This window comes from Pseudomonas sp. GW821-FHT04C07, from assembly GCF_059420325.1.
Genome location: NZ_JBWKTM010000001.1, coordinates 667,738 through 680,844, shown reverse-complemented (window position 1 = coordinate 680,844; position 13,107 = coordinate 667,738). Strand labels below are relative to the sequence as shown.

Below are 13,107 nucleotides of genomic sequence, written 5' to 3'. Positions count from 1 at the left end.
CTCCTTAGGGTGTGAAATACAGCCTAGCAGTGATTTTTCTTATTTCTTCTGCAGGTCGTTCCCACGAGAACGTTCAGATTTACTGCTCTTTCCCCCCCTGAAGTCCCAAACAACACACGCCACTGATCATCAATGCAGGAGCGTCATCATGACCACCACCTTATTACGTAAAGCCTCATTGCACAGCATCGAAGCCGAGATCGAGAGCCTGCTCAAGTCGGTTGGCGCAGCTCATGCTTGAGCCATTGCGCCAACTGCCGAGCGCGCCCGTCCGCGGCACGCTTGGGTAACCACAACGCCAGTTGTGCCTGGGTTTCACAAAAGCCCCACGGCGCAACCAGGCGACCGGCTCGTACGTCCTCGGCCACTAACGGCTCAGGGGCAATCGCCACCCCAAGGCCTGCCACCGCGGCTTCCAGCAAATAATACAAATGCTCGAACCCCTGACCGAACTTCAACGCTTTTACGTCAATGCCGCTTTGTCGTGCCCAATTGGGCCAGGCTTGCGGGCGGGAAGTGGTGTGCAGTAACGCCTCACGCTGCAACGCTTCGGCCGGTGCTTGACGTAACTGCTCATAACCGGCGAAAAGCGGGCTCATGACTGGGCCGATGCGTTCGCTCGCAAGCGTATACACCTGCATATCCGCCGGCCATGGCGGCTCGGCGAACACCAGCAAGGCGTCCAGCCCCGGCCGTCGTGGATCGAGATCGCCTTCACCGGCCGACAGATGCAAACGCAGGTCCGGCAAATCGGCATTCAATCGCCCCAGACGCGGAATGAACCAGCGCGCCAGCAAACTACCCGAACAACCAAGTACGAACGGCGCGTCAGCACCGCCTTGAGTCAACTCGGCACAAACCGTGCGCAGGCGCTCGAAGGCGTCGCTGCTGGCGTCACGCAATCGCATACCGGCATCTGTGAGTTTAAGGCCGCGCCCATCCTTGATAAAAAGGCTCACCCCGAGATGCTCTTCGAGCACCTTCAATTGCCGGCTAACGGCGCCGTGGGTAACGTGCAGCTGGTCGGCAGCCTGACTAACGCTGTTCAATCGGGCAGTCGCTTCGAAGGCGCGCAGGGCGTTTAACGGGGGAAGGTCATGGCTCATGTGATCTGTGAGTTTTCCTGACAGGTTTCGGCGATCTTATCGGTTTTCAGCCCGGATCGTCAGGGGTAGAGTGAACGCCATTGTTCTTCCACCCATTCGATGGAGCGCCCCATGACCCAGACTACGACCCCATCCAATCTGCGCAGCGGCCCCGATGCCAACGGCCTGTTTGGCGCGTTCGGCGGCCGCTACGTGGCCGAAACCCTGATGCCGTTGATCCTCGACCTGGCCCGCGAATACGAAGCAGCCAAGGAAGATCCAGCATTTATCGAAGAACTGGCCTACTTCCAGCGCGATTACGTCGGCCGTCCAAGCCCACTGTATTACGCCGAGCGCCTGACCGAATTCTGCGGCGGCGCCAAGATCTACCTCAAGCGTGAAGAGCTCAACCACACCGGCGCGCACAAGATCAACAACTGCATCGGCCAGATCCTCCTGGCCCGGCGCATGGGCAAGAAACGCATCATCGCCGAAACCGGCGCCGGCATGCACGGCGTGGCCACTGCCACCGTGGCCGCACGCTTCGGCCTCGATTGCGTGATCTACATGGGCACCACCGACATCGAACGCCAGCAAGCCAACGTATTCCGCATGAAATTACTGGGTGCCGAAGTGATCCCGGTGGTCGCCGGCACCGGTACCCTCAAAGACGCGATGAACGAAGCTCTGCGTGACTGGGTGACCAACGTCGACAGTACGTTCTACCTGATCGGTACTGTGGCCGGTCCGCACCCATACCCAGCGATGGTTCGCGACTTCCAGGCCGTCATAGGCAAGGAAACCCGCGACCAGCTCCAGGCACAAGAAGGCCGTCTGCCCGATAGCCTGGTGGCCTGCATCGGCGGCGGTTCCAACGCCATGGGCCTGTTCCACCCGTTCCTCGATGATACCAGTGTGAAAATCATCGGTGTCGAAGCTGCCGGTCACGGCATCGAAACCGGCAAACACGCCGCCAGCCTGAACGGCGGTCTGCCGGGCGTGCTGCATGGCAACCGGACCTTCCTGCTGCAGGACGACGACGGCCAGATCATCGACGCCCACTCGATTTCCGCTGGCCTGGACTACCCTGGTATCGGCCCTGAACACGCCTGGTTGCATGACATCGGCCGCGTCGAATACACCTCGATCACCGATCACGAAGCTCTCGACGCATTCCACAAATGCTGCCGTCTGGAAGGCATCATCCCGGCGCTGGAAAGCGCCCACGCCCTGGCTGAAGTGTTCAAACGCGCGCCAACCCTGCCCAAAGATCACCTGATGGTGGTCAACCTCTCCGGCCGTGGCGACAAAGACATGCAAACCGTGATGCACCACATGGAACAGTCCCAGCAGGAGAAACACTAATGAGCCGCCTGCAAACACGCTTTGCCGAACTCAAAGAACAGAACCGCGCCGCCCTGGTGACCTTCATCACCGCCGGCGATCCGGGCTATGACACGTCCCTGGCGATCCTCAAAGGCTTGCCGGGCGCCGGCGCCGACGTGATCGAGCTGGGCATGCCCTTCACCGATCCAATGGCCGATGGCCCGGCGATTCAACTGGCCAACATCCGTGCGCTGGCGGCCCATCAGAACCTGGCCAAAACCCTGCAAATGGTCCGCGAGTTCCGCGCCGGCAACAGCGACACTCCGCTGGTGCTGATGGGTTACTTCAACCCGATCCACCACTACGGCGTGCCGCGCTTTATCGCTGAGGCGAAAGAGGCGGGTGTCGATGGTTTGATCGTCGTCGACCTGCCACCGGAGCATAACGGCGAACTCTGCGACCCGGCCCAGACCGCCGGTCTGGACTTTATCCGCCTGACCACGCCGACCACCGACGATGCGCGTCTGCCGACTGTTCTCAACGGCAGTTCCGGCTTCGTTTACTACGTTTCGGTGGCCGGTGTGACCGGTGCAGGTTCCGCGACTCTGGAGCACGTCGAAGAAGCCGTTGCGCGGTTGCGCCGTCATACCGATCTGCCGATCAGCATCGGTTTCGGCATCCGCACGCCAGAACAGGCTGCAGCCATCGCTCGCTTGGCTGACGGTGTTGTGGTGGGTTCGGCGCTGATCGACCAGATCGCCAATGCCGCAACTTCCGAGCAGGCCGTCAGCGGTGTCCTCAGCCTGTGTTCAGCACTGTCCGAAGGCGTGCGTAAAGCCCGCGTCAGCTGAAGGTAAAGTTCCTGATACAGAGGAATCAAAGCCTTAAGCCACAGACTAAATAGCAAGACCGAGGGGTTCAGAACCGGGTTCTGAACCCCTTTTTGCTGTTCGTGCTGTGAGGAAGACCTGATGAAAATGCCGAAACGTCTGATTGCCAGCCTGGGCGTGCTGATGCTGAGCGTCAGCCCGCTTGTGCATGTGATGGCCGACGAGCGCGACGATCATGACCACGGCGGCTGGCAACACGAACACCGAGACTATGATCATCGCGGCTACAACCGTGACGACGATCATCGCGCAGGTCCACCTCGGGACTTCGGCCCGGTCCGCCAGGTCATTCGTGAAAACCACGGGTGGTTTGTCCGCGGCGCACCACCGCCACACGGCATCTATCTGGTCCGGGGCCAGCCGTTGCCTCACGGCTACTACGGCGAACGCCTGGACGATCGCGCGCTGTCCCACCTGCCGTATTACCCCGGTTATGAATGGCGGCGCATGGGGGCCGATGTGGTGCTGATCGCCGTGGGTACCGGGATCGTTTATGAAATTCTGGAAGGAGTGCTGTATTGACTCAAGGATCGTACCCACGCTCCCGCGTGGGGATGCCTCACTGGACGCTCTCGAATGTGACGCAGAGCGTCACGGGCTGCATTCCCACGCAGAGCGTGGGAACGTTCACACGATCACAAAGACCCGCGCGTCAGTGCACCGGGTTTTCGAGGTCCAGCGCCCGGTTCACCAGCAGTTGGCCCAACTCGACCATCTGCTGGATGGCCAACGCCACATGTCGACGCGAGCCTTCGAGGTCAAAGGCCAGATCGCAGGCCATGGCGTTGACCGAGGCGAGTGTCTCGTAAGCGTTGGTCAACAGGGTTTCGGTGTTGGCTTCGGGTGACACCGTAAACAGTGTGCCGGGGCGGGTGCCGACGAAGCGCTGGGTGTCAGGTTTAGAGCCCAAGTGATGATCAAGAGCGCGCTCGGCGGCGTCGTTGAGTTTGGTCGAATCGAGGGATTCGTAGGGGGAGGTGCTTGGGGTTTCGGGGGGATTCGGTGTTGGTTTGAACATGATGTGACAGTCCTTCATTACTAAAGGGCTGGCACCGTTCGCTTGCACGCGAAGAGGGTGGCAGCCGTGCGCGAGTGTGCAAGACCGGGGGAAACGGACCGAAAACCCGGCAGACCTTCCTCTCGAAAGATCTCCCGCGCACAACCGCCATAAAACAATCATCGAGCTTAGGAAATGCTCGTTGAATGGTTGATGGCATTTGTCGGTCACGTTTTACCCGGACTTGCACGTCCGTGTCACCGATTTTGCGGTGACGGACGCAGATTAGTGCCCGATCCAAGGCTCCACAAGTTCATGCATGGCGATAGAAGTTGAAGGAAATCTCCGACGCCCCCGCCCCAATGATCGTTCCCACGCTCCGCGTGGGAATGCAGCCCGTGACGCTCCGCGTCACAGCCGAAGCGGACGCGGAGCGTCCGTTGAAGCATTCCCACGCAGAGCCTGGGAACGATCGCACTGCTTAAAAAATAGACAAATCCAGCGGCCTTACCGCCCCCATCCAAATGGCATGCTCGGCATGGTCCGCCAGGTTATCCCCGGTATCGGGGTGCACAAACACCACCAGGCCTTTGCGATTAAGCGCCAGCCACGGCAGGACGTCGCCGAAATACTCAGGGGCGAAGGCCAACTGGCAGCTCCAGTCCGGGTGCGGGCCGACTGGCCGTTCATGCACACGCCCCATCTTCAGCGGAAATAACTGCGCAGCCTGCTCACACAGGGCTCGGGCCCGATCGATAGTGTTGGCGTCGAAATAGACATGGGCGTGGTAGCCCTTGATTCGTTGCATCTGAAACCCTCGCGACAATGTCGAACCCTTCCGGTTGCCCACAGGTCAGCACCTATACTTGTGGGAAAGAAGGAAGTTCAGCCATGAAAAACGCCGAAACCCCGGTGGTCAAACTGGTGCTCTATGGTGCCATGAGTAGCCTCGGCAGTGCGCTGATGGCTGAGATGCTGCGGCGCCAACATGAAGTCATCGCCATTCTCGATGACCTGACGGCTCTGGCACCGCGCCCGGGTTTGCGCACCAAAACCGGAAATCTGTTCGATGCCGAACGGGTCAAGCAAAGCGTCGCCGGCTGTTCGGCAGTGATCTGCCTGCTGGATGCACCGGGACTGCCGATGAGTCATGAACACGTCGAAAAAACCACGACGCCCGACCCGGTAGAGCAGGTCCGCGCCGTCGATGCGTTGATCGTCGGAATGCAGGCAATGGGCATCCATCGGCTGTTTCTAGTGGGGGGCTTTGCAGTGCTGGATGACCCGGAAGAGGGGGATCCCCTACAACACCACGCCGCCGAAGAAATCCTCGAAGCCCTGCAGGCCAGCACCTTGCACTGGACGCTGGTGAACGCGCCGCGAGGTGTGGCCGGACTGACCATCGAACATTTCAGCCGGGTCAGCAGCCACCTTGAGCCGGGGCTGGCCCCAGTACTTGAGCGGCTCAACCGCGTCGCAGTCGGGATTGCCGATGAGCTGCGCCTGAATCTGCACATCCGCGAGCACGTGTGTTTCGTAGCGACAGACGCTAAACCGCAATAGACGGCAGGGCCACACCCGTCAGCGATTCGGCACTGCTGGCCTGCTCGGCCATCAACCAATCGACGAACGTCTGGATCAGCGGCCCGCGGCGTTTGCGCTGGGGCAAAACCACGTAATAGCCGAAACGTGAGATCGCCGTTTCGGCTATCGGCCGACAGAGCCAGCCCTGCTCCAACAAGTTATCCACAAGGTGGCGCCAACCGATGGCCACGCCTTGGCCGGCAATCGCCGCCTGGATCAACAGTGTGTAGTTGTCGAAGCGCAATGGTCCCGGGGCAGGCGCTGAAGCAATGCCCAACTCGCGAAATACGCCACTCCAGTCGAACCAATGGCTGCTGTTTTCACCGCGCAGATGCAGCAGTGGAAACTCCAGTAGCGAATGAGCAGGCAAGGGCGTCGAGCGATCCTCGAGCAACTGCGGGCTGCACACCGGAAACACTTCTTCGCTGAACAGCCAATGGCTTTCACCCTGTTTGAATCGCCCATCGCCAAACAAAACGGCGACATCGATATCCGTGCGCAGCATGTTATGACTGCGCTCGCTGGTGACCAGGCTGACGTCGACCTGCGGGTTGGCTTCATGGAAGCGCTGCAGGCGCGGCATCAGCCAGTAGGCGGCGAAGGCAAAGTCAGTCGCGACCTGTAACACCTCATGCTGATGCTGGGCGCTGATCGCGCTCAAGCCGGCGTCAATGCTTTGCAATCCGGCCTGCACCTGTTCGAACAGAATCGTTCCGGCCTCGGTCAGTTCAATGCCGCGATAGATCCGGTCGAACAAGCGCGTGCCCAGTTGCTCCTCGAGCCGCTTGATCTGCTGGCTCACGGCCGGCTGGGTCGTGCCGAGCTCCACCGCCGCTGCGGTAAAGCTGCGGTGGCGGGCCGCGGCTTCGAAGGCGCGAAACAGGTCCAGGGACAAATCGCCAAGAGCGTCATACATAAGCTGTACTTATCCTAGTCATTGCCGTGCATGGGCTTTACCGCCAAGTGCGTGGGCTCCATTCTCGATCACAGCACTTTCGCATAAATATTCACTATGGAATGCCGCGATCACATGAAGCGCAAGAACATTCTTTTCATCATGGCCGATCAAATGGCCGCGCCAATGTTGCCATTCTACGGCCCATCGCCCATCAAATTGCCCAATTTGAGCCGCCTCGCCGCGCAAGGCGTGGTGTTCGACGCCGCCTACTGCAACAGCCCGCTCTGTGCGCCTTCGCGCTTTACCCTGGTCAGCGGACAGTTACCGAGCAAGATCGGCGCCTACGACAACGCGGCCGATTTCCCCGCCGATGTGCCGACTTATGCCCACTACCTGCGTCGCCTCGGTTACCGCACGGCGCTGTCGGGCAAGATGCACTTTTGCGGCCCGGATCAACTGCACGGTTACGAAGAACGCCTGACCAGCGACATCTACCCGGCCGACTACGGCTGGTCGGTGAACTGGGACGAGCCGGATGTACGCCCGAGCTGGTATCACAACATGTCCTCGGTGCTGCAAGCCGGGCCATGTGTGCGCACCAATCAGCTGGATTTCGATGAAGAGGTGGTGTTCAAGGCTCAGCAGTACCTGTTCGACCATATCCGCGAGGATGGCGATCAGCCGTTCTGCCTGACCGTTTCGATGACTCACCCCCACGACCCGTACACCATTCCCAAAGCGTTTTGGGACCTGTACCGCGACGAAGACATTCCACTGCCGCAGACGCCGGAGCAGACCCGTCTCGATCCGCATTCCCAGCGTCTACTCAAGGTCTACGACCTGTGGGACAAGCCGCTGCCTGTGGATAAAATCCGCGACGCGCGCCGTGCCTATTTTGGCGCATGCAGCTATATCGACAGCAACGTCGGCAAACTCCTGCAAACGCTTGAGGAAACCGGGCTAATCGACGACACCATCATTGTGTTCTCCGGCGACCACGGCGACATGCTCGGCGAGCGCGGGCTCTGGTACAAAATGCACTGGTTCGAAATGGCTGCCCGCGTGCCGCTGCTGGTCAGTGCTCCGGGGCAATTCGGCGCAGGACGGGTCCGCGCTGCGGTGTCCACCGCCGATTTGCTCCCGACCCTGGTGGAGCTGGCCGGTGGTGAGCTGGAACCCGGTCTGCCACTGGACGGCCGCTCACTGGTCCCGCACTTGTTGGGCCAGGCCGGCCACGACGAAGTCTTTGGCGAGTACATGGCCGAAGGCACCATCAGCCCGCTGATGATGATTCGCCGCGGTGCCTGGAAATTCATCTACAGCGAAGACGACCCCTGCCTTCTCTTCGACGTACACAACGACCCGCGTGAACAGGAAGAACTCAGCCATTCACCGCAATATCGGCAACTGTTCGACGACTTTCTCGCCGAAGCGCGGGCGAAATGGGATATCCCGGCGATTCACCAACAGGTGCTCGCCAGCCAGCGACGCCGGCGCTTTGTCGCCCAGGCGCTGACCACCGGGAAGCTGAAGAGCTGGGATCACCAGCCGCTGGTCGACGCCAGTCAGCAATACATGCGCAACCACATCGACCTCGACGATCTGGAGCGCAAGGCTCGTTATCCACAACCCTGCCAAAACCAATAACGTAAGGGGAAGAGCATGCAACGGTTATCCACAGTACTGAGCGCGGGGCTATTGGCCCTGAGCAGTGTTTCGGCCTACGCCGAGCAGAGCTGCGACACGGTGAAAATGGCCGACCCGGGCTGGAGCGACATCGCCGCGACCAACGCCATCACCGGTTTTCTGTTAGATGGCATGGGCTACAAGGCCAAGGTCGACACGCTGGCGGTGCCAATTACCTTTGGCGGGCTCAAGGACGGCCAGGTAGATGTCTTCATGGGTAACTGGATGCCGGCGCAGCGGGGCTTCTACGACAAGTTCGTGGCCAATGGTGACGTCACCCAACTGGCGAAGAACCTGGACGGCACCGAATTCACGCTGGCAGTGCCGGATTACGTCTGGGACGCGGGTGTGCATAATTTTGCCGACCTGAATAAATATGCCGACCAATTCCCTGAAAAAGTCGACAAGAAGATCTACGGCATCGGCTCCGGCGCGCCAGCGAACATCTCGTTGCAGGACATCATCAAGAAAAACGACTTCGAGCTGGGTCAGTGGAAGCTGATCGAATCCAGCGAGCAAGCAATGCTGGCCGAAGTGTCCCGCGCAGTTAAGAAACAGAAATTCGTGACCTTCCTCGGCTGGACCCCACACCCGATGAACGTGCAATTGAAAATGCACTATCTGAAAGGCGGCGAGAAGTACTTCGGCGACACCGGCAGCGTCTACACCCTGACCCGCAAAGGTTATGCACAGGCCTGCCCGAACGTCGGCAAACTGCTGACCAATCTGAGTTTCACCCAGGAAATGGAGAACAGCATCATGGCCGAGGTGGTGAACAAGAAAGTCAGCAACGCCGACGCCGCCAAAGCCTGGATCAAGGCCAACCCCGCAGTGCTGGACAAGTGGCTGGATGGGGTGAAGACGGTGGATGGGAGGGATGCGTTGGTGGCGGTGAAGGCGAAGCTTTGAGTGATGGCTAGGTGATCGTTCCCACGCTCTGCGTGGGAATGCATCCCGTGATGCTGCGCGTCACATCCAGAGCGGACGCGGAGCGTCCTTAGCGGCATTCCTTTGCTGCGCGTGGGAACGATCAAACCCAACCTTGCATCCAGCCCTTTGAAACTTCACCCTTACGCTTTTTGCATATCCCGACCGAGAGGACCCATGGCCTGGCTCAACCGCCATAAACTCTTCCCCTTCCTGAGCTGGATGCCACGGCAAACCCGCGCCAGCGTCGGCCGCGACGTGATTGTCGGCCTGAGCGGAGCGATTCTGGCGCTACCGCAATCCATCGCCTATGCGCTGATCGCCGGCCTGCCGCCCGAGTATGGCTTGTACGCGGCAATCATTCCGGTGCTGATCGCCTGCCTGTGGGGCTCGTCCTGGCATCTGATCTGCGGCCCGACGGCGGCGATTTCCATTGTGCTGTATGCCAGCGTCAGTCCATTGGCCGTACCCGGTTCGCAGGACTACATCACCCTGATCCTGTTGCTGACGTTCCTTGCCGGGGCTTTCCAGTGGCTGCTGGGCATGCTGCGCTTCGGCGCGCTGGTAAATTTCGTCTCCCACTCGGTGGTACTGGGCTTCACCTTTGGCGCCGCGGTGGTCATCGCCCTTGGGCAATTACCCAACCTGCTGGGGCTCGATCTTGCGAATCAGGCCACTGCTCTGAACGGTCTGATGTCGCTGATCAGCCATATTGGCGCTCTGGACCGACCGTCATTGGTTCTGGGCATTAGCACCTTGGTGTTGGGCATCGTTCTCAAACTCCTGCTGCCGCGCTGGCCGACATTGCTGATCACGTTGGCCTTGAGCGCCCTGGTGGTCTGGCTGTGGCCGGCGATGTTTGGTCATGTGAAGCTAGTGAGCTCGTTCGTCGGCAAACTACCGCCCTTCAGCCCGCTGCCGCTGGATCTTGATCTGGTGCTGCGCCTGCTGCCCAGCGCCGTAGCGGTGGGGATGCTCGGCCTGGTCACCAGCCTGTCGATCGCCCGCTCGTTGTCCGCCCGTTCGCAGCAACTTCTCGACGCCAATCAGGAAGTTCGCGCTCAGGGCTTGTCCAATATCGTTGGAGGGTTCTTCTCGGGTTCTCTGTCGGCCGGCTCTTTCACCCGCTCGGGTCTGAGCTACGAAGCCGGCGCTTGCTCGCCGTTGGCCGGGGTATTTTCCGCGTTATGGGTGGCGTTGTTCGCCGTGACCGGCGCGTCGTTGATCGCGCATATCCCAATCCCGAGCATGGCCGGGAGCATTTTGCTGATCAGTTGGGGGTTGGTGGATCATCGCGGTATTCGGTCGTTGTTCCGGGTCAGCCGCTCTGAGTTCGCGGTCATGGCGCTGACCTGCGTCGCAACCCTGTTGCTGGAATTACAGACCGCGATCTACGCCGGGGTACTGGTGTCGCTGTTCTTCTACCTCAAACGCACTTCGCAACCGCGAGTGCAGCAGTGGCGCGACGGCGATGAAGACATTCTGCGGGTCGGCGGCTCGATCTTCTTCGGCGCCAGCCACTACCTGCAAGTACGCCTGCAAAGTCTCCACGGCTCACGGGTGGTGATCGATGCGCAGCAAATCAACTTCATCGACTATTCCGGGGTGGAAATGCTCCATCAGGAAGCACGGCGGTTGCTGCGGCAGGACCGTAGCCTGACCCTGCGGCGAGCACGGCCGCAGGTGGTGGAAGAGCTGAGGAAGCTGGAAGGGGCGGAGAAATGCCCGATTCGGTTTGAAGACTGAACACAAAAGCCCGCGCCGCCAGTTACAACGCCAACTGCCTGCGCAATTCCGCCAGCACCGGCGCAGTATCCGGGCGCACGCCACGCCATAGATAGAACGCTTCGGCTGCTTGTTCCGCCAACATCCCCAAGCCATCCATTGCTACCGCCGCGCCATGCTCACTGGCCCAATGGCAGAACGAGGTCGGTTCCTTGCTGTACATCATGTCGTAGCAAAAGGTCTTGCCCGGCTCGATCAGGCTGCTGGCAATCGGTGGTACATCGCCTGACAGACTGGCAGATGTAGCGTTGATGATCAGGTCCACCGGCTCTTGCAGCCAGTCGAAACCGCTAGCGGACACCGGACCGAGATCGGCGAACAACTCAGCCAGCAATTCGGCTTTTTCCACCGTACGGTTGGCGATGATCACCGACGATGGCTGCTCGGCCAGTAACGGCTCCAGCGCACCGCGCACCGCGCCGCCAGCACCCAGCAGCAAAATACGTTTGCCCCGCAGGCTGAATCCGGCATTGACCGTCAGATCCCGCACCAGCCCGGCACCGTCGGTGTTATCCCCCAGCAGGCTGCCGTCGGCGAGTTTGCTCAAGGTGTTGACCGCGCCGGCCCGCTGCGCCCGTGGCGTCAGGCTGTTGGCCAGGCGATAGGCTTCTTCCTTGAATGGCACTGTGACGTTGGCGCCCAGGCCCTCAAGGAAAAACGCCTGAGCGCAGCCGGAAAAGTCGTCGAGCGGCGCCAGCAAGGTGCTGTAGTCCAGCCGCTGAGCGGTCTGCTCGGCAAACAGGCGGTGGATCAGCGGCGATTTGCTGTGGCCAATCGGGTTACCGAATACGACGTAACGGTCCATCAAGCACATTCCTCATTTGTAGGAGCTGCCGGAGGCTGCGATCTTGGCGTTGGTCCTGACGGTGTAAAACTGTCAGCCCTTGGCCAGCCAATCACGGTCCTGCAGAAAGTATTCGGTCAGACGCGCTTCTTCGCTGCCAGGCTCGGCTTTCCAATCGTAACCCCAGCGCACTTGCGGTGGCAGCGACATCAGGATCGACTCGGTACGCCCGCCCGATTGCAGGCCGAACAGCGTGCCACGGTCATACACCAGGTTGAACTCGACATAGCGACCCCGGCGATACTCCTGGAACTCCCGCTGTTTCTCGGTGTACGCCTCGGCCTTGCGGCGCTGGACGATCGGCAGGTACGCCTCGATGTAGGCGTCACCAATAGCGCGCATAAAGGCGAAGCTGGTGTCGAAGTCCCACTCGTTCAGGTCATCGAAAAACAGGCCGCCAATGCCCCGCGGCTCGTGGCGATGCTTGATGTAAAAATAGCTGTCGCACCAAGCCTTGTAACGCGAGTAAACGTCCGGCCCGAATGGCGCGCAAGCCTGCTCGGCGACCCGGTGCCAGTGCACGCAGTCTTCTTCGTTGCCGTAATACGGAGTCAGGTCGAAGCCGCCGCCGAACCACCAGACCGGCTCTTCGCCCTCTTTCTCGGCGATGAAAAATCGCACATTGGCGTGGGAAGTTGGCACATGAGGGTTGTGCGGGTGAATCACCAGCGATATACCAAGGGCTTCAAAACCGCGCCCGGCCAGTTCTGGCCGATGGGCACTGGCAGATGGCGGTAGCCCGCTGCCGAACACATGAGAAAAATTGACACCGCCTTTTTCAATGACCTGACCGTTCTCGATCACCCGGGTGCGACCACCACCACCGGCAGGCCGGGTCCAGGCGTCTTCGACGAAGCGAGTGCCAGCGTCTTCGGCTTCCAGAGCAGCGCAAATACGGTCTTGCAGGTCAAGCAGGTAAGCTTTTACGGCCTCGGTGCGAGTATTCATGGCATCACCTTGAATCGGGCAAAGCTACGCGGCGCTTCGAACGGAACGTGAAGCCGACGCAAATGGGCGCGTAGCATAACACCGCAACTTGCCCCACCGCAGTTGACGAAGGTCAAGCTTAGGAGTCCGATAGGGAC

Annotated in this window: 13 protein-coding genes; 7 read left to right on the top strand and 6 right to left on the bottom strand. The window is 60.3% G+C overall.

From position 1 onward, the window contains the following. Positions 1–212 precede the first annotated feature (212 nt). Positions 213–1,106, bottom strand: a complete 894-nt coding sequence (locus AC07UI_RS03195) for a LysR family transcriptional regulator (RefSeq protein WP_494991095.1) — start codon at positions 1,104–1,106, stop codon at positions 213–215. 111 nt (positions 1,107–1,217) lie between these two features. On the opposite strand from AC07UI_RS03195, the gene trpB reads away from it, so the two are divergent. From trpB to AC07UI_RS03180, 3 genes are all read left to right on the top strand, one after another. Next, the gene (trpB, locus tag AC07UI_RS03190) at positions 1,218–2,450 is read left to right on the top strand and encodes a tryptophan synthase subunit beta (RefSeq protein ID WP_494991094.1); all 1,233 of its coding nucleotides are present in this window, start codon (positions 1,218–1,220) and stop codon (positions 2,448–2,450) included. After that, a complete protein-coding gene (gene trpA, locus AC07UI_RS03185) occupies positions 2,450–3,262 on the top strand; it encodes a tryptophan synthase subunit alpha (protein ID WP_494991093.1) in 813 nt (270 codons plus the stop codon). The genes trpB and trpA overlap by 1 nt, the downstream gene beginning before the upstream one ends. Positions 3,263–3,382: 120 nt before the next feature. Further along, positions 3,383–3,823, top strand: coding sequence for an anti-virulence regulator CigR family protein (locus AC07UI_RS03180; RefSeq protein WP_494991092.1), 441 nt, complete (start codon positions 3,383–3,385; stop codon positions 3,821–3,823). Positions 3,824–3,953: 130 nt separating this feature from the next. On the opposite strand, the gene AC07UI_RS03175 is transcribed toward AC07UI_RS03180, so the two are convergent. Continuing rightward, on the bottom strand, positions 3,954–4,319 hold the full coding sequence (locus AC07UI_RS03175; RefSeq protein WP_494991091.1) for a DUF6124 family protein: 366 nt from the start codon (positions 4,317–4,319) through the stop codon (positions 3,954–3,956). 460 nt (positions 4,320–4,779) lie between these two features. After that, positions 4,780–5,106, bottom strand: coding sequence for a DOPA 4,5-dioxygenase family protein (locus AC07UI_RS03170; protein ID WP_494991090.1), 327 nt, complete (start codon positions 5,104–5,106; stop codon positions 4,780–4,782). Positions 5,107–5,189: 83 nt separating this feature from the next. On the opposite strand from AC07UI_RS03170, the gene AC07UI_RS03165 reads away from it, so the two are divergent. Then, the gene (locus AC07UI_RS03165; protein WP_494991089.1) at positions 5,190–5,861 is read left to right on the top strand and encodes an NAD(P)-dependent oxidoreductase; all 672 of its coding nucleotides are present in this window, start codon (positions 5,190–5,192) and stop codon (positions 5,859–5,861) included. Here AC07UI_RS03165 and AC07UI_RS03160 read toward each other — a convergent pair. Next, positions 5,848–6,798 carry a choline sulfate utilization transcriptional regulator gene (locus tag AC07UI_RS03160; RefSeq protein ID WP_494991088.1) on the bottom strand — a complete coding sequence of 317 codons (951 nt, stop codon included), beginning with the start codon at positions 6,796–6,798 and terminating at the stop codon, positions 5,848–5,850. The genes AC07UI_RS03165 and AC07UI_RS03160 overlap by 14 nt on opposite strands. 114 nt (positions 6,799–6,912) lie before the next feature. On the opposite strand from AC07UI_RS03160, the gene betC reads away from it, so the two are divergent. The 3 genes from betC to AC07UI_RS03145 all read left to right on the top strand — a co-directional run bounded on the left by betC (position 6,913) and on the right by AC07UI_RS03145 (position 11,139). Continuing rightward, positions 6,913–8,427: a choline-sulfatase gene (gene betC / locus AC07UI_RS03155; RefSeq protein ID WP_494991087.1), complete on the top strand. Its 1,515-nt coding sequence runs from the start codon at positions 6,913–6,915 to the stop codon at positions 8,425–8,427. A 15-nt stretch (positions 8,428–8,442) separates the two neighbouring features. Further along, complete coding sequence (choX, locus tag AC07UI_RS03150) at positions 8,443–9,375, top strand: choline ABC transporter substrate-binding protein (protein WP_494991086.1); 933 nt, start codon at positions 8,443–8,445, stop codon at positions 9,373–9,375. Positions 9,376–9,570: 195 nt separating this feature from the next. Next, positions 9,571–11,139 (top strand): SulP family inorganic anion transporter, encoded by a 1,569-nt coding sequence (locus tag AC07UI_RS03145; protein ID WP_494991085.1) that lies wholly within the window; start codon positions 9,571–9,573, stop codon positions 11,137–11,139. 22 nt (positions 11,140–11,161) lie between these two features. Here the strand turns inward: AC07UI_RS03145 and aroE are convergent, their stop codons facing one another. Further along, the gene (gene aroE / locus AC07UI_RS03140) at positions 11,162–11,983 is read right to left on the bottom strand and encodes a shikimate dehydrogenase (RefSeq protein WP_494991084.1); all 822 of its coding nucleotides are present in this window, start codon (positions 11,981–11,983) and stop codon (positions 11,162–11,164) included. Between the two features lie 72 nt (positions 11,984–12,055). Continuing rightward, entirely contained in the window at positions 12,056–12,970 is a 915-nt protein-coding gene (gene hemF, locus AC07UI_RS03135; protein ID WP_494991083.1) for an oxygen-dependent coproporphyrinogen oxidase, read from the bottom strand. Positions 12,971–13,107 lie beyond the last annotated feature (137 nt).